The sequence below is a fragment of the Rhodococcus sp. JCM 9793 genome (assembly GCF_055380405.1).
This window is the reverse complement of sequence record NZ_AP043721.1, coordinates 3,567,014-3,584,753: the sequence shown is the minus strand read 5'-3', so window position 1 is coordinate 3,584,753 and position 17,740 is coordinate 3,567,014. Positions and strand designations below refer to the sequence as shown.

Below are 17,740 nucleotides of genomic sequence, written 5' to 3'. Positions count from 1 at the left end.
GCCGAGGTTCCCCGTCCTACAGCTCCGCAATCCCATTGCCGATCAGGGCTACACCCAGCACCAACAGGACCGCCGCCATGATCGTGGTGTTGTGCCGCATCATCCATCGATCGATCGTGGTGAGAGTATGTTCGGCGCGGGTCGCCAGTACGCCTCGGATCACCGCCGGAGCTGCCACACCCAGACTCGCTACGATCGCGAAGATCACCAGGGCCACCAGCTGCTCGAGCACCTGCGCAGTCGCGTACGCGATGACCGCTGCACCGGCCGCGACCAGCGCGATGTTCTTCGGATTCGCTGCCGCAAGTAGAAGACCCAGACCTACCGCCCGTCGAGCGGTCATGGATTCCGCGGTTGCCATCCACCCGGGCACGGTGGATCCCTCGCCGGACCGCGGCCGAGTCAACCACTTACGGACGGCAATCAGGACCAGCACGATCCCGAGTACGAGCTTCACGCCGCCGGCCCACCAGGTGGGTTCGTCGGACACAGCGACGACATCCGCCAGCGCGATCACCACTGCGCCCACGACGAAGAGCCCCGCAGCCCAGCCACCGATGAAGGCGTACGACACAGGTGCCGGCCGCTTGGTGATCAGCACCAGCGACAGCATCAACGTCGGCAACGTTGCCAGCAGCAGGCCGGCCGCGATGGGCAGTGACTGGCCGATCGCGCTTGTCACGAGTTGTTTCTCGGAGAACTGAGCATCGACGAATGCTATCCGGGTGCTGCGCCGCGGGCCGGCGGGCGGACATGGCACCGCGCTCTCCGTTGTGGTCAAGATCGACGTAAACCGGGCAGAACGCAGTGGGTTAGGTATCGTTCACAATAACCTTCAGGTCGGTCGGTTTATTTCAGAGGAGATCATGACCACCCCAGCATCTGCTCGACCCGATGCGCCCGTCGAAGCCTCGATACGGCCGGGGTCATATGTGGCAGAAGGACGTTACCGGTTGCTCGAGCGTCATCTCGCCTCCGGTGGCCTGCAATTCTGGCGGGGACGCGACACGGTGATCAACCGCGATGTGGCGTTGATCGTCGTTCCCGTTCCGGCCGGGTGGCAGGCCGGGCGCGATCGGTTCTTCGAGTTGCTGTGTATGCGGACCGCGTCGGCAGGATTCGGGCACGCCGGGGTCGTGGCCAGGGTCTTCGATATCGTCGATGCACGGCGGTTTCACCTGGTGGTGGCCGAGTGGACGCCGGGGTCGAGTCTCGTCGATGTCGCCGTACGCCGCCCAGCGCCGGCTGTGATCGTAGCGATGATGACCGACTTCGTCGAGATGGTCCGCACGACACATCATCTTTCGGCAATTCCGTGTCTGGACAACCCAGGTCGCATCCGAGTGAACGTTGACGGCAAGGCCGTACTGGCATTCCCCGCAACGCTTCCCGAGTGGGACAAAGCGGACGATGTTGCGGGATTGGGCGCGCTTCTCCAGGACCTGCTCGGCGACGACGAAGGGCGACTCGGCGAGTATGCCCTCCGGAACGTGGCCGACGACGCACTGTCCGGACGCATAACCACGGCAGCGGCCTTCGCGGACCGCTTCACGGCCTCGTTGCCGCAGCCCCGTTCCGGCTCCCACGGAACTGTTTCGGGCACTGGGCAGGCGAGGACCCCTTCACCAGTAGGAGCCGATGAGGCCACCTGGCTCGCGGCCGGTGACCTCCCCGGCTCGGCCCCGTCGCCGCATCGCACCGACGTCAGACCGCGCGCAGTCCTGGCCGGAGCTGCAGTATTTCTGCTGTTCCTCGGCTCCTTCGTGGGGTTGGGATGGACCGCCGGAAACGCACTCTGGGGCGTGAACTCCGGATTGATGCCCACGAAGTCGATTCCATTGCTCCCGTCGAGCGACGACCGGGCAGACGCTGCCGCACCGCAGAGCGCGCCGATCTTTCGTTCCTCGGACCTACTGGCGGTTGGCGCGGGTGTCGATGTACGGCAGTGGGTCCTCGACGATATGCAGCTCGTCGCCGTCGACGATCTACTGGATCGATCGCGGCAACTGACCGGACGTCTCGTGCGGCTGCAGTCGGCTATCCCCATGATCGCGGCCTCACCATCTCTCGCTCACGATGTCCACGACGAAACGCACGCCATGGACCCGCGCACGGAGTCGGATCTCGATGTGCTGAGTCCTCGGGTGCAGCAATGGAACTCGCCTTCCGAAAGGTGATGCTCCCGGGCCGCCGAGGTCACCGCCTACGAGCGCTCGACACCTCCGATGTCACACCGCTCACGTCAGGTGCCGGGCAAAGAACCGGTTCGCCTCGTCACCTGCGTGCTGTGGGACGCCGGCGTGCCCGCCCATGTTGGCGTGCAACGCCTTCTCCGTGGAGCCGAAGGCGTCGAACAGGTTCAACGCCGATTGCCGGTCGTTTCCTTCGTCGTCCCATTGCAGTAGGACATGCAGCGGAATGGTGACGTGCCGGGCCTCCTCGGCGATGGTGCGGGGCACGAAACTTCCCGCGAACAGGACTGCCGCCGAGATGCGCGGCTCGACCACCGCCAGCCGGACGCCGATGGCGATCACCCCTCCCGAATACCCCACCGGGCCGCCGATCTCGGGCAGTGAAAGCAGGGCATCCAGGGTCGTCCGCCATTCCGGGACCGCCTCGTCGACCAGCGGGAGGATGAGCCGGTCGACGATCTCGTCGCCGACCGGCCCACCGGCGTCCAGCGCCCGACGCAAGTCTGCGCGGGCCTGATCCGCGGCGGCCGATCGAGGCCGGTCACCGCTCCAGGGGTTCTCGATGGTGGCCGCAGCGTATCCCTCCGCCACGGCGGCGCGCGCCCGGGCCACCAGTCGTGGGTACATCGTGCGCAGTCCGAGTGGTGGGTGGCCGAGCAGGATCAGCGGGACAGGAGTGGAAGCGGGTGCGGGCGTCCACAGGATGCCGGGAATCTCGCCGAGAGTGAATGCGCGTTCGAGGACGCTGTCGTCGAGACGCTGTTCGGAAGTGAATTCCATGGTCGTGCCTTTCGGGAGTGCTCGTAATTGGCGCTCCCGGACGACCTACCGTCCGACCGTGACCCCGGAAGGGAGCACCCCTGTCGATACTGCGTTCACGGGTACCACCTCCTCGTTCTGTTGCACGGCCCCCGGACGGTAGCAGTGGCCGCGGCGGTCGGGCAACAGCTTTTTGCGTAGGCCGGGGACTTCCACGAACCGGCCGGCCCGGGCGGCATGATCCGACGGATTCATTGCCGCTTCCGTTTAGGACCGTCGCTGTCCGCGTTGATTCGTAGCGTGGTGTTCCCACCACAAAGAGAGAGAACAGCAATGGCTTCCGTGCAGAAAGAGATCATCATCGACACCGACCCAGTGGACGTCTGGGCGGTGGTCGGCGACTTCACCGACGGGCCCGTGCGGATGGCGCCGGGTTTCGTCACCGACAGCGTCCTCGCCGAGCCGGGCATCAGGATCGCCACGTTCGCCGACGGAACCATCGTGCGAGAACGGCTCATCGGGATCGACGACCGGACTCGCCGCCTCGCGTACTCCGTCATCGGGGACACGATGCAGCCGACGCACGACAACGCCTCGATGCAGGTCTTCGCGCACGGAGACGGTCGCAGCCGGTTCGTGTGGATCCATGACGTGCAACCGGACGACCTCGCGGATGCGATGGGCGCAGCGATGGAGCACGGCCTCGGCGTCTTCAAACAGACGCTGGAGTCACGCCGGTGATCTGTTATGCCTGAGACGGAGACCTGCCGCCGTTATGCTCGGGGCGTGGCCCTTCTGTATGCAGCCCAATTGTCGCCGTCCAAGCGGGAAGTGATCGCCGCCTGGCTGCCGTCCACCGACTACTACGCGGGTACGACTCCTGTGCTCGAACAGGTCGGTGCGTACCGCTTCGACGACCCGGCCGGTGAGGTCGGGATCGAAATCCATCTGGTGCGCGACGCGGACGGGTCCGTCTACCAGGTGCCGCTGACCTATCGCGGGGCACCGCTGCCGACGGCGCGCCTGGTGGGAGAGATGGAGCATTCGGTGCTCGGACACCGCTACATCTACGACGCGACGACCGACCCCGTCTACGTCCGGCAGTTGCTCGCCACCATCGACGGTGCCGGACGCGAAGCCGAGCAGTTCGTGCACGTCGACGGCACGGAACCGCGGAAGATCGAGAACACCGTGCGCATCCGGGGCACCGGGTCCGGGCCGGGGACTGTTCGGACGGTCACCGAACTACGGACAACCGCTGCCGGAACGGACACTGTGATCGAAGCGGGAGGCACGACGGTGGTGGTGCACCACCGCCCGGTCGATACCGAACCGACCGGTTCCGCGCTGGTCGGTGAATGGGACACCGGCCGAGCGCTTCTCGCAGCCATTCGATAGACGAGCCGCCGGGGCCACGAGCGGTTGGAGCCGCGCCGTGGCTCCAACCGCTCGTGGGGACTACGGGTCAGCCCGCGATCTCGTGCGGGCCCGTCCGGTCGGCGTCCTTGTCACCGCTCAGGATGCCCTTCTGCAGCGCCCCGAACACGGCAAGTCCCTGACCGACCATGCCGGAGATCGTGTCGTTGACACCTTCCTGACCGTTGAGGATGGTCAGATTGGAGTTCGCGAGGCCCTTCGCGGCAGCTTCGACGATGAGCGGCAGCTGCTCGATCAGCGTCTGATCCAGCGCGACACGATCGTTGGAGGCGGCGGCCTCGGCCAGGATCCGGATCTCCTCGGCCTTCGCCTTGGCCAGGATCTCGGTTTCGCGGGCCTTCGCCTCGGCCGGTTTGATGACCTCGCTCTGCAGCTGCTTCTCCCGCAGTTCCGCCTGCTTGACGGCCAACTCCGCCTGCGCATCGAGGACTTCACGCTGGGCGGTGGCCTGCGCGAGCGGTCCGGCCTGGGCGGATTCCGCCATGGCGCGGTCGGTTTCGGCCTGGATCTCGGCTTCCTTGATGGCGGTCTCGCGCGTGTATTCGGCCTGCCGACGCCGCGATTCCTGCTGCGCTTCTGCGGACGCCCGATCAGCTTCTGCTTGAGCGATTTTCGCTTCTCGCTCCACCTGCGCGATGTGCGGTGCACGCAACGAATCGATGTAGCCGGAGCCGCAGTCGTCGATGGACCGGATCTGCATCGAATCGACGATCAGACCCATGCGGCCCATCTCCACGTTGGAGCTGTCGAGCACCTGAGAGGCGAGGACTTCACGCTGACGGATGATCTGTTCGACCGTCATCGAACCGATGATGGATCGCAGGTGACCGGCGAAGATTTCCCCGACGGTGCCGGCCATCGCGCCCGTCTGCGAGGACAGGAAACGCTGCGCAGCGTTGACGATCGATTCGTTGTCGTTGCCCACCTTGAACGCGACCACCGCGCTGACGGACAGTTCCACGCCCTGGGTGGTCACGCACGTTTCCTTGATGAGGGCTTCGTGCAGGTCCAGCGACAGGAGGTCTGCTTTACGCAGGACCGGGATCACGAACGCGCCCTGCCCGGTGACCACACGGAACGGTGCCCCGTCGCCTCCTCGATTCCCACCGGAGATGAGCAGGGCCTGGTTGGGGGCGGGCACTCGATAACCGAACATTCGAACTCCTCTGTGTTGGGTACTGCTGTGTCAGGTGTTCAGGTACTGCCTCGGTGGGTATGGCCTGTCGCACTGCCGAAATCCAGGTCGAGCCACGGCTCGACGTCCAGGGCGCGGCCACCGCGGTTCGCGACCACCAGGACGGTGGACATCGCGGGCAGCGGCTCGGTGGACCACGCGGTGTAGGTTTCACGGCCGCCACGGATCGTCAATTCCACTTGTCCGGGCCCGTCGGCACCGCGGGTGGCCAACGTGAGTCGTCCGATCGTCCCGATCGGATTCTGGTCGGTCATGCGCGGGTTACTGTCCGGCGAGGGCCGCGGTGAGCGACCCCACGGCCCGTTCCACACCCCACCGCTGCGCGAGCGCGGTCAACGCGTCCGGATCCGCAGGCGACGACGGCAACTCGTCGGACTTCGAGCATCGCACCGGCGCGTCGGTGGCCACCCGCACCACCGGCGTCGCCACCTCGAGATAGTCGGACGCGGCGACGAGCTTGCTGCGCATGCCTTTCGCGAGCGACGTCGACTCGTCGAGTGCCGCTGCGCGCACCGCCGCGAGCGACCCGTACTGCATCAGCAGCCCGGACGCGGTCTTGTCCCCGATGCCTTTGACACCGGGTAGCCCGTCCGACGGGTCGCCGCGCAGCACCGCGAGTTCGGCGTAGGCGGCGCCGGCCCGCTCCAGGGGCACCCCGTATTTGTCCGCGACCAGCGCCGGGTCGTACAACTCGGCTTTCGACAGCCCTCGACCCACATACAGCACCCGCACGGGTACCGGGCTGTCGGTGACGACCTGCAGCAGATCGCGGTCACCGCTGACCACCACCACCGGATCGGTGCGTTCGGTGGCAGCGAGGGTGCCCATCACGTCGTCGGCTTCGAACCCGTCGGCGCCGCCGGTGGCGATCCCTGCGGCAGCGAGGATGTCGAGGATCACGGGGATCTGCGGGATCAGCGCGGGCGGGACGTCTTCGACGGTGCCGTCGGTAGATCCGGCGGCGACGCGGTGCGCCTTGTAGCTGGGCACCGCCGCGACCCGGAATGCGGGCCGCCAATCCAGATCCAGGCAGGCGACCATTCGGGTGGGCCGCCTGCGTTTGATCAGCGTCGCGACCATGTCGACGAACCCGCGGATCGCGTTGACGGGGGTGCCGTCGGGGCCGGTGAGGGAATCGGGCACGCCGTAGAACGCGCGGAACCACAGGCCTGCGCTGTCGAGCAGCATCAGCGACGGCGCCCCGGTGGGAAGTGCGGAAGTGTCGGGTTCGGTCACGGACCTCATCCTGCCATCTGTCGGTGGGCACTAGGCTCGACGGCATGAGCACCGCTGAGTCCCGCTTCCCCGCCGTCCGCTACGGAGCCCGACTGCGCCGCGCCGCCGAACTCGGCGCCGCCGCCGGACTCGATGCGCTCCTGATCACCCCCGGCCCGGACCTGCGCTATCTGATCGGGTCCCGCGCCGAATCGTTCGAACGCCTCACCTGCCTGGTGATACCCACCGACGGGTCGCCGACCGCGGTCGTCGTGCCGCGCTTGGAGCTGGCGTCGCTGAACGAGTCCGCTGTCACCGAGCTCGCACTGCCGGTGCGCGACTGGGTGGACGGGCAGAACCCGTACGCGATCGTCGCGGAATTCGTCCCCGCCGGGGGGAAGGTCGCGGTGGCCGACGCGATGCCGGCGCTGCATCTGGTGCCGCTTGCCGCAACATTCGATCACGTCCCGGTGCTCGCGACGCCGGTGATCCGGGATCTGCGCATGATCAAGGACAGTGACGAGATCGAGGCATTGCGCCGCGCCGGCGCCGCCATCGACCGCGTGCACGCCCGGATGGGGGAATGGCTGCGCCCGGGCCGCACCGAAGCGCAGGTCGCGGCGGACATCTCCGCCGCGATCATCGCCGAAGGTCACACCGAGGCGGCATTCGTGATCGTCGGGTCGGGTCCGCACGGCGCCGACCCGCACCACGAGGTGTCCGACCGGGTCATCACCACCGGGGACATCGTGGTCATCGACATCGGGGGCCCGGTGGAGCCGGGCTACAACTCCGATTCGACCCGCACCTACAGCATCGGCGATCCGGATCCCGCGGCCGCCGAGAAGATCGCGTTGCTCGAGGCCGCGCAGCAGGCCGCGGTCGACGCCGTGAAGCCGGGCGCGCGCGCCGAGGACATCGACGCCGCAGCTCGTGATCTGCTCGCTGCCGAGGGCCTCGCGGAGGTGTTCGTGCACCGCACCGGGCACGGCATCGGATTGTCGGTACACGAGGAGCCGTACATCGTCGGCGGGAACACCGAACCGCTGCGGGCCGGCATGGCGTTCAGCATCGAACCGGGCATCTACTTCCGCGGCGAATGGGGTGCCCGCATCGAGGACATCGTCATCGTCACCGACGACGGCTGCGAATCGGTCAATCGGCGTCCGCACGGGCTGACGGTACTACCGGGCTGAGCGGCAACCGCCGACCGTCGGGGATGCGTTCGACGATCCCGCCGTCGAACACCTCGTAGAGCGGCAGTGTCTCGAGGTGCACGTATCCGATGTGGCAGTCGCACACCGCATTCGGGCACGGTCGCGGCCGTAGTGCACGCAGATACGTGCCGTCGTAGAGGTTGCCGAGCGGCGCCGCGACGAAATGACAGCGCCGCACCAGCCCGTCACCGTCGACACTGATCACGCTCTCCCCGGTGCGGCACGGAAGACCCGCCGCCGGGTGCGGGTGCGCCGAGTACCCGAACAGCGGATCGAGCACGGTCCACACTGCCTCCTCGGCCCGGTCGTAACGGCGGCCCTCTTCGGCGTTGACCCACAGGTAGGTGCGCTGAGGCAGCGCCGCGCGCAACGCGTGTGCGGCGTCGAGGTTGTCGGCGAGCCCGACGATCCCCACCGAATGCCGGATCCCGATCGCGTCGAGTTCGGCGGTACGCGCCACGAATTTCTCGAGGGTGGTCTCACCGGGATGGTAGGTGCACCACAGGGCGAGCCGGGTGGGGTCGGCGGCGGCGAGCCAGCCGGTGCGGCACGACAGGTTGGTCTGCACCGCGACGGTCCCGACGTGCGGGAGGTGCGACAGCGTCACCAGCGCGTCGCGGTACCACGAGCGGGTCAGCGCTTCGCCCCACGGGGTGAACAGGATCGAGAACTGCCGATGCCCGTGCGGATTGCGGGTGACCCAGTCGACGAACCGCGCGAGTGCGGCCCGGTCGGCGCGCAACGTGGCGGGACTGTCGCGACGTTTCGCGAACGGGCAGTACGGGCAGTCGTAGTTGCAACTCGCCAGCGGACCACGATAGAGAATCGTCAGCTCGGGTGCGGGCGCGCCGGTCATCGGGTTACAGCCGCGGCCATCGCCGCGCGGATCGAGGTCGACACCAGCCACGGCCCGATGACGTCGGAGTGGGCGAGCCCAGCGTCGGTCAACCGGATCCCGGTGCCACCGGCGGGATCGGGACGGTGAGTGGCCCAGCCGCGGGCGGACAGCTCGCCGAGTTCGGGGATGTCGACGGTCGGGTCGGTGCCGAAGCGGGCGGTGTAGTCGGCGGTGCGCATCCCGTCGGTGCGCAGCAGGGTTTTGATCAGCCAGCGTCGGCGCTGTTCCTGCTCGTCGAGATGCACGCCGACAGTGGCGCCGGTGAAATCGGTGGTGGCACTGTACTCGTCGAGGATGGTGCGGACCGCGGGGATCCCGACGGCATAGTCGAAGGAGTAGTGCAGGGTGTCGGTGTAGGAGCGGGCACCGCAGCCGAGCCCGATCATGCCGTCGTCCTGGCAGCAGTAGTCGGTGTCGTCGCCAGGCACATCGACGCAGCGGAACTGCCGCATCGACTGCTGTCGATATCCGGCGGCGGTGAGCGCCGCGACGCCCTGCCGATACAGGTCGAGGCGGTGGACGTCCCACTGTGGATCGCGTCGGTGCTCGTCGCCGGCGCGGCGACCGAGCCCGGTCAGTGGCCGTACATACAGCGGATACAGGTAGATCTCCTCGGGGCGCCGCGCGAGGGCCGTGTCGAGGGAGTACTGCCAGGTGTCGGGGGTCTGCCCGTCGATGCCGTAGATCAGGTCGAGGTTGACGACGGGGAACCGGCCGTCCTGCAACCGGTCGAGGGCGGCGTCGACGTCGGCGCGGTGTTGGGGACGGCCCGCCGCGTGCGCTTCGCGGTCGAGGAAGCTCTGGACACCCATGCTGACGCGATGCACCCCGCGGTCGGCGAGCACCGTGAGCCGGTCTGCGGTGGCGGTGGCCGGGGAGGTTTCCACCCCGATCGGCAGGTGCGGCAGTTCGGGGGCGAATCCGGTGAGGATGTCGAAGAGGTCGTCGAGTTCGGCCGGTTCGAGATAGGTGGGGGTGCCACCTCCGATCGCGGCGGTGGCGAAGTGCGCGTCGCGGCCCGTCGCGTCGAGTTCGGCGCGGACCTGCTGAGCCTGGCGGCGCAGCGTGCGCAGGTAGTCGGCGACCCGGTCGGCGGGTGGGCGGGCGGTGGTGAACAGATTGCAGAAGCCGCAGCGCATCTCGCAGAACGGGATGTGCGCGTAGAGGAACAGCGACGACAGTTCCTGCTCGGCCCACACGTCCCGCAGCCGCGGCGGCGGGTCGAGTGGCCGGTAGGCGCTCTTGTGCGGATACGCATACAGATATCCCTGGTACGGGGATGCGTCCAGATCGATGCCGATCTCGCTCATGCCGGTACCTCCGTCGGGTGCGGCAGGACGGTGTGCGCGTACGGCACCGTCCACACGCAGTCGTGCGCGAGCCGATGCCCGCGCCGGTCGTCGTCGCCGTAGGCGGTGCCGTGATCGGAGCACACGATCAGGAACACCGGCCGGGGACCGGCGGTGAGCAGCGCGGTCAGCTTCGGGATCCGTGAATCGACGTATCGCAGGGCCGCGGCGTGGCTGGCCGGCGTGTCGGGGCGCCGTGTGTCGGGGGTGCTGGCGATGCCGTCGAGATAGAAGTGGTTGGGCTGATGTAACGCTGCGACGTTGAGGAACACGAACCGTGGGCGCGGATCGTCCACGGCGAGGCGCGCGTCGAGCACCTCGAGTTGGTGATCGAAGCTGGCGGGATCGGTCACGCCGGTGGCCTCGCTCCAGTGGCTTTCCTCGAACAGGTCGGGCAGCACCGACCCGAGCGCGGTCTGCCGGTTGAAGAATCCGACGCCGCCGATGCACACGGTGCGGTATCCGGCGGCGGTGAGCGCACCGACGACGGTGGCCTCGTCGAACAGCCAGGTGCCGGACCCGAGGAGATCTTCGGTGTGACCGGGGAACTGTGCAGTGAACAACCGGTCGTGGTCGCCGCCGTCGGCCGGGGTGGGCAGGAAACCGGCGAAGAACGCCTGATGCGCGGGGAAGGTGAAGGTCGCGGGGGTGTGGCGGCGTTCCCACCGTCCACCGGGGAGCAGCTTGGCGAGGTTCGGGGTGCGGCCGGCGGCCAGCTCGGTGTCGGCGACATCGAAGCGCAAGGTGTCGAGGGTGACGAACACGATGTCGTGGGTGCCGACGGCATCGCGGAACGCGGGGATCTGAGTCATGCGGTGAAAGCTCCGGTCAGGCTGTGAATTTGGGCGTCGTATGTGTCGTGCTCGCGGTGGTGCAGGCCGGGTAGGTTCGGCAGCAGATCACCGAATGCGTTCACTTCGGCGACCGCCACCGGGATGGGCTGCGGCCCGCACGATGCGGCTCTCGCCCCGACGAGCACGTCGACCCCGACGGCGTGCATACCGGGGAAGCATCGGGCGACAGCTTCCGCGACGTCGAGCACCCGCCGCCACCCCGCGTCGCCGAGCGCCGCGCGCAGTGTCGCGAGGTGTCCGCGGGTGTTGCCGAGGTGCAGGTTCGTCACCGGCCCGTGGGAGGTGCGCACCACCGCGTGGGTCGCGGTACCGGCGACGACGAGGACCCGCACATCCACGGCCTTGCGATGCAGGACCAGTTTCGGAAACCACTGTTCGATGTGCAGTCGCTGCGGGGCGAGCGCATCGACGAGGGCGCCGACTTCTGTTTCGCCGCGGAACGTGCCGGGCCGGAGGCTGTTGACCGGCTGTCCGTGGTGCCACCGCACCGGCCCGTGCGCGAGCACGTCCGCACCGACGCCACGCCCGCGCAGCTGCAGCGCGAGCACTCCGGACGCGGACGAACCGTGGGCGGGTTTGACGAACACCCTGGTCCAGCCGCGGGTGTGCACCCTGCCGCGCAGGTCGGCCCAGCCGCGGACCGCGGTGGAACCGGGGGCGTCGAGCGCGGCCGGCACCGGAACACCGGCGCCGTCCAGACGTGCATGGCAGGCGGCCTTGTCGAAGAGCACCCCGAGGTCGCCGGGATCGGCGGTCAGGTATGCACCGGCCGCGGTGACAGCCGCACCGAGCGCGGCGGTGGCGGTGGTGAACCCCCGATGCCAGGCCGGGCCGGCGGTGATCGCGCCGCGCGGCGCGCAGTGGGGTGCGCCGCGCAGCAACCGGTCGACGATCGGGTCGTCGCCGGGGGAGTCGATCCGCACCAGCGTCGGCGCGCCCGGCGCGGCGAGGGCCTCGGTGAGGACCGCTCCCGCGCAGGCAGGTCCGTCGGCGAGGACGGCCTGCCAGTTCAACACCTGCGGCGTCGGGTGCCCCGCCCGGTGTAGCGCCGCGGTGAGCAGGGTGGTGCGGCGACTGCCCGGGTTTCCGACGACCAGCAGTTCGGCAGTGGAGGTCATTCGGAGACAGCGGTGTACAGGTAGACCTCGTCGCTGTATGTCTCGGGTTCCTGTCGGTCTGTGGCGGAGATCTCGATCTGCGGGTGCGCCGCGCGCAGTCGCGTCAACGCCTCGTCGGACACGAAATGATGGTCGAGGATCAGGGTGCGCACCGCTCCGAGATCAGCGGCGGCGAGGGCATCGGCTCCGGTGTCGGTCAGAGTGCCGTTCGACAGGTCGAGCACGGTGATGCGCTGCAGGACAGGCGCCTGTGCCAGGGCCGCGGCGATGCGGTCGGCCAGCTCGCTGTTGCGCAACCCCAGTCTGGTCATCGCCGGGAACAGGGTTCCGGCGAGCAGGTCGGTGAGCGGCTCGAGGTCGGTGATGGCACCGTAATTGTCGACGCCGAGCCAGATCTCGAGGTCGGTGAGTGCGGGGGCGTCGATGGCGAGCAATGGCTCGAGGTAGCTCTGTTGCAGACCACCGGATTCGACGGTCAGCGAGCGCAGGTGGGGTAGGGCCGGTGTGGTGAAGGGGACCGGCTCGTTGATGGTCGTGGAGCTGCCTCCCCGCAGCTGGAGAATTTCGAGGTGGGGGAACGCGGCGAGGACCGCGCCGAGGTCGCCCCAGTCGATCCACGAGATCTCGGATTCCTCGAAGGTCATATCGCCGAGGAACAGGTGCCGCACCGCAGGGAACGCCGCGAGCAGCGGCACCACCTTGTCGGCGGGCAGCGGATCGCTGGCTTCCGACCATTGGCCGAACACCAGCGCGGTGATCTGCCCGGCCCAGGGCTGACCGGCGAGGGAGAGCAGGTCGTCGACGAATCCGTCGTCGCCACGCTCCCAGTCGGTGGCGAGCTTCCACGCGACTGCAGTCGGATCGGCGGGGGTGGTGGTGTCGGCGCTGTACTGCTGGATGGGGAGTCCAGCGAAGGTGCTGGTGGGGGTGTCGATCGTCACCGGTGATGCTCCGTTTCCGAGGGAGTGGGTCGGTCGAACTGTGCCGTCGGCACTTTATGACACGGCCCCGACTCGTTTCGGAGGGAGCCGCGCGGCACACTGGCATCATGAGCAACACCACAGCCGGTTCGTCGGCGCCGGGCATCATCGTCGTGTTCGGGGGACGCAGCGAGATCGGTGTCGAGATCGCCGCGCGGTTGGCGCAGGGTCGCACCGTGGTGCTGGCCGCGCGCCGCGCCGATCACCTCGACGAACCGGTCTCGCAGGTGCGGGCTGCAGGTGCGGCGGCGGTGCACACCGTCGAATTCGATGCCGACGCCCTCGACACCCACCCCGCGGTCCTCGACTCCATCATTGCTGCGCACGGCCCCATCGATGTAGCAGTTCTCGCTTTCGGGATTCTCGGGGACCAGGTCCGCGCCGAAACCGATCCCGCGCACGCGGTCGCGGTGGTGCACACCGACTACGTCGCCCAGGTCGGGCTGCTCACCGTGCTGGCGCAGCGCCTGCGGTCGCAGGGCAGCGGCCGCATCGTGGTGTTCTCCTCGGTCGCCGGGTGGCGCGTACGCCGCGCGAACTACGTGTACGGGTCGGCGAAGGCCGGTCTGGACGGGTTCGCGTCCGGTCTGGCCGACGCCTTGCACGGCAGCGGTGTGTCGCTGCTGGTGGTGCGGCCCGGGTTCGTGATCGGCCGGATGACCGAGGGGATGAGCCCGGCTCCGTTGTCGAGTACCCCGCCGCAGGTGGCGGATGCGACGGTGCGGGCGTTGCAGCGTGGTCGCGGTGAGGTGTGGGTGCCGTCGTTGCTGCGGCCGGTGTTCTTCGGGATGCGGTTGCTGCCGCGCGCGGTGTGGCGGCGGTTGCCGCGGTAGGGCCGGGTTGCGGGCACCGTCTCGGGGCGGCTGTCCTCAGAGTGCGCGGTGTGTCCGGAGTCGTTCCATGGCGAGCCCGGTGATTGCGTGCGGCAGCGCAGCGGTGGCCACGTTCCCGTCATGCCGGTGCCAGATTGCCGAGAGTGCGCTCCAGCAGGTGATCCAGCGCAAGAGTTCGATGGTGTCGATTCCGGAAGTGTCGGTGACGACCCGCAGTCGTGTGTCGAAATAGTTGAGCGCGGACTTCGGTGTCGGATTGGTGAAGAGGTTGCAGTAGTCGAATTCTCGCGGCCCGACGATTCCCTTCGGATCGATGGCCAGCCAGCCTCTCCTTGTGCTGTACAGCACGTTGTCATGATGCAGATCGCCGTGGAGCAGTACCTGCTGAGCGGGCGCCGAGAGCAGCCGATCGGCGATGTCCCTGACAACGTCCAACTCGGGGTCGGTGTCGGCGAACAGGGCGGAGAACCAGCGTCGCAGGCCCGGGAAGGATTCGACGTGCTCGACATGGTGCGAATGCAATCGGTCAGCAACGAGGCACAACACCGTGGCAGCCTCGGTGTCGTCCGCGAGCATCGACCGCAGGGTCTGCCCTGCGTGTTCGAGCACCACGGCGTTGCGGAACCGGGCGAGTACCTGGACTGCGCCAGTGCCCGCCCATCGGTCCAGCGCCTCTGTTCCCAGGAGCTCTTCCGGATCGTTGGTGATCTTCACGAAAACGGATTGCCCGTCGTGAATGGCCGGGCAGAGCAGCGACGTCTGCGAGTGGAAGGGCGTTCCGGTCGGTTCGAGGCGCAGTTCAGCAACGGTGTGGTGCAGGTCGGTGTGGGTTGGTAACGGCGCGTGCGGCACGAGCCGATCTTCGCAGACCCGCGGTGGGGAGTCCCGTCGGTACTGCTGCGCCCGAATTGCGCGCATGCTGAGCCGACGCAGTCATCGTTCGCCCTTTGCAACTCTGACCGCTCAGGAGATTGCGTGACCGATGAACTCGCCGCCTACCGTCGCACCGTGGGCGGCCAAGATAGGCCGATCTTCGCCGAATACGGTAGTTGTCGTGGCGAGGCAGGGTAGCTCCTGCAGTCGGTGCGACGTGGATCATCGCGCGCTGAGCTGGTCGACGGGTAGGTGGTGCACCGGCTGCGACGATCGCGGGGCGACGACCCACACCCCACCGGCGACGATCCAGATCTGTCCGTCGCCGTCGTAGGAGACTTCCGGGTAGGGCGAGTGAATGGCCAGGCGGCACTGCAGGGCAAAGGTGACCGGATCGAGTATCGACAGCAGGCAGTGCCAATCGCTGTAGGGATTCGGCTCGATACTCCGATCATCGCGCGCATGATGCACGACCCACACCCACGGACCGGCGGTCCCACCCGAAGATCCCCTGATCGGAATGTCTTCGACGTCGCCGACCGTCAGATCCGGACGGAACAGCACCTGCTGTCCACGTGGATCGACCAACCGCACGGGATTGCCTTCGACGAGGAACGTGCCGGTCAGCGAGGACAGAGATGGGCCGAGGCGCAAGCGCCCGTTGGTGTCGAGGACGAACAGTCGGGAGTGCCCGTCGTCCGTGCCGGTTCCGGTGTGCAGTACCCCCACGAACGCGTCGTGTCCGCTGTGCACGACGTGGATGCGGCCGTCGACGGGGTCGAGTTCCTGGTGTCGTCCGTCCGGCCACCGCAGGCTGATCATGCTCTGCTCGTCGGTGCGGTGCCAGGACAGCAGTGCGCCCTGAATTGCGGCAGCACCGGTAACCAGGTGCTCGTCGACGCGGACTGCCGAGCCGTCGAGATCGCAGCGGAAGATCCCGTCCCGCCCGAGAACCCAGCATCCCTCGGCGTCGGCCTCCACCCAGCGGGGACGGTGCGCGAATTCGGTGAGGATCGCACCCGGAAGCCGGTATTCGCCCACCACGCGTTGCTCGCGCAGCCGAATCACCACCGGGAGCTCCCGATCGACGATCCAGACATCACGACCGTGGGCGGACACCGCGGCCGGGATAAGAGCCGGCCGCACCGGTATCGGTGGCACGTCGTCGAGATCGAGATCGACCAACACCCCGCACTCGCGGATCACGTCCTCGCCAGGAGACAGATGGGTCGGGCGGGTGTCGTCGCGGAACACCCCTGTCGCCGCCTGCACTTCCCGGAATTGGCGGGTGCCGGGGATGGGAATCCATCGTGGGGGACGTGTCGGCTCGGTCGGAGGCTGCTCGCGGAGCTGGTAATTGTCGGAAACGACCTGTGCTCGCAGGATCCGGCCCGTGGCCGAGCCGGTGGTGGCGTAGCCGAGGTCTCCGATCACCCGGCCGGTGAGCTGTTGCCGCCCGACGGTGGGGCGTCGGCTGTACCAGGTGGCTGTCCACCCGTCGCTGCGGAGGAACAGTCGCCATTCCCACCACCGGTCCTGTTCGGGGAGGGCAGGCGACGGTGCGGGTTGTCGCAGCGGGACACCGTCGTCGAGTGGTTCGACGTCGACCTCGACGGTGACGATGCTCGGATCCGCTACGTCCGGCGGAGTTTCCACAAATTGCAACGGGTATCGTCCGATGTCGCCGACCTGCGGTGGGGCGACCTCGCCGTCGCCGATGGCCAGCTCGGTCACCAGCACGGAAAGTCTCCGATGTGGTCGGACAGGGTGTGTGGTCAAGGGACGATTCTCCTGGAAGCGTGAGTCGAGCAAAGCCTCCGATAACCCATCGTGACGTTTCACGGTGAGACACCGGTGGTCGCGCCGTCTGGCAGTTCACGAGGCGTGTGGATATTCGGTCCCGCGCAACGCCAGTGATGCGGCTGTCTTTCGAACAGCACGATCACCAATCGGGCGCCGAACGGGTCTGAGGTCACTGCGGATCGCTCCTTCCTGTGCTCTCATCTCACTGGATGCCGTCAGATCCCTTCATCGGCCAGGGACGCCAGTGCCCGTCCTTCGGCGGCTGAACCGGGCTGGCACGCAGTTCGCTTGCGCGTTTCGGGGATAGAGCCAGGGTCCCGCTGCGACTCCAGCAGTCACCGTCCCAGCTGTGCTCGAGTACCCGCCGGAAAATGTTGATGCGTTCGGTCAGTTTCCCTTCTGCCAGTGCCGTGCAGTACTTGACCAGATCGTCGACGGCGCTGTCGATCTGCTCGTCGCACGCGTCGCAGCCGCACGCAGGAAGCGCGATGTGTTGCCAGGCACCCACATTCAGGTACAGCCCAGGAAACGACGTCGTGGTGATCGTCAACGGAGCCTGATCCGAATCTGGCGGAGCGATCCGTATCGACTCGATCGGCTGAACACCCGACGCGGGCCACGGCACGGCCGGTCCACGAGTGACGGTCACGTCGAACCGTCGTACGAGGTCCGCGACCAGCTTGTCGGCCGCCGGAATGAGCGGCGCGAACCGCTGCGGGTTGGTCACCCGTCCGTAGGCCTCCTCCGGCGGATCTTTCATTGCCATCCCTGTTTCGACTGCCCGAAAACGCCGTCCGGATGGAAGGCGCATCGCAAGTGTCGCCTGAGCGGCCACAACCGGCCAACGCGACCCGCCAACGAACGTCCGATATCGACGTTCGGGCAATGTCCGCCGCCGCATGGCCGAAGCAGCCGAACTCGAACGAATCACCCCAGTCGTACCACGCGTCCACCGAACCGACGCGATGGTCGACACGGGATCGACCACCTCGATGCACGCGCAGTGGGCCCGCATCG

Annotated in this window: 18 protein-coding genes; 5 read left to right on the top strand and 13 right to left on the bottom strand. The window is 67.7% G+C overall.

Annotated features, from left to right (window positions below; genetic code table 11):
- Window positions 1-16: 16 nt before the first annotated feature.
- The gene (locus ACZ46K_RS18590) at window positions 17-781 is read right to left on the bottom strand and encodes a GAP family protein (protein WP_464744047.1); all 765 of its coding nucleotides are present in this window, start codon (window positions 779-781) and stop codon (window positions 17-19) included.
- Window positions 782-866: 85 nt separating this feature from the next.
- Here ACZ46K_RS18590 and ACZ46K_RS18585 point away from each other — a divergent pair, with 85 nt between their 5' ends.
- Window positions 867-2,177 carry a hypothetical protein gene (locus ACZ46K_RS18585; RefSeq protein WP_464744046.1) on the top strand — a complete coding sequence of 437 codons (1,311 nt, stop codon included), beginning with the start codon at window positions 867-869 and terminating at the stop codon, window positions 2,175-2,177.
- 60 nt (window positions 2,178-2,237) lie between these two features.
- On the opposite strand, the gene ACZ46K_RS18580 is transcribed toward ACZ46K_RS18585, so the two are convergent.
- A complete protein-coding gene (locus ACZ46K_RS18580) occupies window positions 2,238-2,972 on the bottom strand; it encodes a dienelactone hydrolase family protein (protein WP_464744044.1) in 735 nt (244 codons plus the stop codon).
- 312 nt (window positions 2,973-3,284) lie between these two features.
- On the opposite strand from ACZ46K_RS18580, the gene ACZ46K_RS18575 reads away from it, so the two are divergent.
- Both ACZ46K_RS18575 and ACZ46K_RS18570 read left to right on the top strand, forming a co-directional pair.
- Window positions 3,285-3,692, top strand: a complete 408-nt coding sequence (locus ACZ46K_RS18575; RefSeq protein ID WP_054807732.1) for an SRPBCC family protein — start codon at window positions 3,285-3,287, stop codon at window positions 3,690-3,692.
- Window positions 3,693-3,737: 45 nt separating this feature from the next.
- Window positions 3,738-4,349, top strand: a complete 612-nt coding sequence (locus ACZ46K_RS18570; RefSeq protein WP_464744043.1) for a CG0192-related protein — start codon at window positions 3,738-3,740, stop codon at window positions 4,347-4,349.
- Between the two features lie 67 nt (window positions 4,350-4,416).
- On the opposite strand, the gene ACZ46K_RS18565 is transcribed toward ACZ46K_RS18570, so the two are convergent.
- Genes ACZ46K_RS18565 through ACZ46K_RS18555 form a run of 3 tightly spaced genes read right to left on the bottom strand, consistent with a single transcriptional unit; the run spans window position 4,417 to window position 6,828 of the window.
- Complete coding sequence (locus ACZ46K_RS18565) at window positions 4,417-5,544, bottom strand: flotillin family protein (RefSeq protein ID WP_054807733.1); 1,128 nt, start codon at window positions 5,542-5,544, stop codon at window positions 4,417-4,419.
- A gap of 38 nt (window positions 5,545-5,582) precedes the next feature.
- Window positions 5,583-5,837, bottom strand: coding sequence for a hypothetical protein (locus ACZ46K_RS18560; protein WP_054807734.1), 255 nt, complete (start codon window positions 5,835-5,837; stop codon window positions 5,583-5,585).
- 7 nt (window positions 5,838-5,844) lie between these two features.
- The gene (locus ACZ46K_RS18555) at window positions 5,845-6,828 is read right to left on the bottom strand and encodes a 5'-3' exonuclease (protein WP_464744041.1); all 984 of its coding nucleotides are present in this window, start codon (window positions 6,826-6,828) and stop codon (window positions 5,845-5,847) included.
- A 35-nt stretch (window positions 6,829-6,863) separates the two neighbouring features.
- On the opposite strand from ACZ46K_RS18555, the gene ACZ46K_RS18550 reads away from it, so the two are divergent.
- Entirely contained in the window at window positions 6,864-7,994 is a 1,131-nt protein-coding gene (locus ACZ46K_RS18550; protein WP_464744039.1) for a M24 family metallopeptidase, read from the top strand.
- On the opposite strand, the gene ACZ46K_RS18545 is transcribed toward ACZ46K_RS18550, so the two are convergent.
- Genes ACZ46K_RS18545 through ACZ46K_RS18525 form a run of 5 tightly spaced genes read right to left on the bottom strand, consistent with a single transcriptional unit; the run spans window position 7,954 to window position 13,175 of the window.
- On the bottom strand, window positions 7,954-8,871 hold the full coding sequence (locus tag ACZ46K_RS18545) for an STM4011 family radical SAM protein (protein ID WP_054807909.1): 918 nt from the start codon (window positions 8,869-8,871) through the stop codon (window positions 7,954-7,956). The genes ACZ46K_RS18550 and ACZ46K_RS18545 overlap by 41 nt on opposite strands.
- Window positions 8,868-10,223 carry an STM4012 family radical SAM protein gene (locus tag ACZ46K_RS18540; protein ID WP_464744037.1) on the bottom strand — a complete coding sequence of 452 codons (1,356 nt, stop codon included), beginning with the start codon at window positions 10,221-10,223 and terminating at the stop codon, window positions 8,868-8,870. Before ACZ46K_RS18540 ends, ACZ46K_RS18545 begins: the two co-directional genes overlap by 4 nt.
- Window positions 10,220-11,074: an STM4013/SEN3800 family hydrolase gene (locus ACZ46K_RS18535; protein ID WP_464744035.1), complete on the bottom strand. Its 855-nt coding sequence runs from the start codon at window positions 11,072-11,074 to the stop codon at window positions 10,220-10,222. The genes ACZ46K_RS18540 and ACZ46K_RS18535 overlap by 4 nt, the downstream gene beginning before the upstream one ends.
- The gene (locus ACZ46K_RS18530; RefSeq protein WP_464744033.1) at window positions 11,071-12,234 is read right to left on the bottom strand and encodes an STM4014 family protein; all 1,164 of its coding nucleotides are present in this window, start codon (window positions 12,232-12,234) and stop codon (window positions 11,071-11,073) included. The genes ACZ46K_RS18535 and ACZ46K_RS18530 overlap by 4 nt, the downstream gene beginning before the upstream one ends.
- The gene (locus ACZ46K_RS18525; protein WP_054808005.1) at window positions 12,231-13,175 is read right to left on the bottom strand and encodes a hypothetical protein; all 945 of its coding nucleotides are present in this window, start codon (window positions 13,173-13,175) and stop codon (window positions 12,231-12,233) included. The genes ACZ46K_RS18530 and ACZ46K_RS18525 overlap by 4 nt, the downstream gene beginning before the upstream one ends.
- A 107-nt stretch (window positions 13,176-13,282) precedes the next feature.
- Here ACZ46K_RS18525 and ACZ46K_RS18520 point away from each other — a divergent pair, with 107 nt between their 5' ends.
- The gene (locus ACZ46K_RS18520; protein ID WP_464744032.1) at window positions 13,283-14,047 is read left to right on the top strand and encodes an SDR family NAD(P)-dependent oxidoreductase; all 765 of its coding nucleotides are present in this window, start codon (window positions 13,283-13,285) and stop codon (window positions 14,045-14,047) included.
- A 36-nt stretch (window positions 14,048-14,083) separates the two neighbouring features.
- On the opposite strand, the gene ACZ46K_RS18515 is transcribed toward ACZ46K_RS18520, so the two are convergent.
- The 3 genes from ACZ46K_RS18515 to ACZ46K_RS18505 all read right to left on the bottom strand — a co-directional run bounded on the left by ACZ46K_RS18515 (window position 14,084) and on the right by ACZ46K_RS18505 (window position 17,483).
- Complete coding sequence (locus tag ACZ46K_RS18515; protein WP_054806758.1) at window positions 14,084-14,899, bottom strand: aminoglycoside phosphotransferase family protein; 816 nt, start codon at window positions 14,897-14,899, stop codon at window positions 14,084-14,086.
- A gap of 243 nt (window positions 14,900-15,142) precedes the next feature.
- A complete protein-coding gene (locus ACZ46K_RS18510; RefSeq protein ID WP_464744031.1) occupies window positions 15,143-16,660 on the bottom strand; it encodes a hypothetical protein in 1,518 nt (505 codons plus the stop codon).
- 265 nt (window positions 16,661-16,925) lie between these two features.
- Window positions 16,926-17,483, bottom strand: a complete 558-nt coding sequence (locus ACZ46K_RS18505; protein ID WP_054810303.1) for a DUF6226 family protein — start codon at window positions 17,481-17,483, stop codon at window positions 16,926-16,928.
- Window positions 17,484-17,740: the final 257 nt, after the last annotated feature.

Excerpts from the sequence above, each read along its gene's own strand:
- ACZ46K_RS18535 (WP_464744035.1), bottom strand. The coding sequence starts at position 11,074 with ATGACTCAGATCCCCGCGTTCCGCGATGCCGTCGGCACCCACGACATC.
- ACZ46K_RS18580 (WP_464744044.1), bottom strand. The coding sequence starts at position 2,972 with ATGGAATTCACTTCCGAACAGCGTCTCGACGACAGCGTCCTCGAACGC.
- ACZ46K_RS18505 (WP_054810303.1), bottom strand. The coding sequence starts at position 17,483 with ATGAAAGATCCGCCGGAGGAGGCCTACGGACGGGTGACCAACCCGCAG.
- ACZ46K_RS18555 (WP_464744041.1), bottom strand. The coding sequence starts at position 6,828 with ATGAGGTCCGTGACCGAACCCGACACTTCCGCACTTCCCACCGGGGCG.
- ACZ46K_RS18550 (WP_464744039.1), top strand. The coding sequence starts at position 6,864 with ATGAGCACCGCTGAGTCCCGCTTCCCCGCCGTCCGCTACGGAGCCCGA.
- ACZ46K_RS18520 (WP_464744032.1), top strand. The coding sequence starts at position 13,283 with ATGAGCAACACCACAGCCGGTTCGTCGGCGCCGGGCATCATCGTCGTG.
- ACZ46K_RS18530 (WP_464744033.1), bottom strand. The coding sequence starts at position 12,234 with ATGACCTCCACTGCCGAACTGCTGGTCGTCGGAAACCCGGGCAGTCGC.
- ACZ46K_RS18565 (WP_054807733.1), bottom strand. The coding sequence starts at position 5,544 with ATGTTCGGTTATCGAGTGCCCGCCCCCAACCAGGCCCTGCTCATCTCC.
- ACZ46K_RS18545 (WP_054807909.1), bottom strand. The coding sequence starts at position 8,871 with ATGACCGGCGCGCCCGCACCCGAGCTGACGATTCTCTATCGTGGTCCG.
- ACZ46K_RS18540 (WP_464744037.1), bottom strand. The coding sequence starts at position 10,223 with ATGAGCGAGATCGGCATCGATCTGGACGCATCCCCGTACCAGGGATAT.
- ACZ46K_RS18560 (WP_054807734.1), bottom strand. The coding sequence starts at position 5,837 with ATGACCGACCAGAATCCGATCGGGACGATCGGACGACTCACGTTGGCC.
- ACZ46K_RS18575 (WP_054807732.1), top strand. The coding sequence starts at position 3,285 with ATGGCTTCCGTGCAGAAAGAGATCATCATCGACACCGACCCAGTGGAC.
- ACZ46K_RS18585 (WP_464744046.1), top strand. The coding sequence starts at position 867 with ATGACCACCCCAGCATCTGCTCGACCCGATGCGCCCGTCGAAGCCTCG.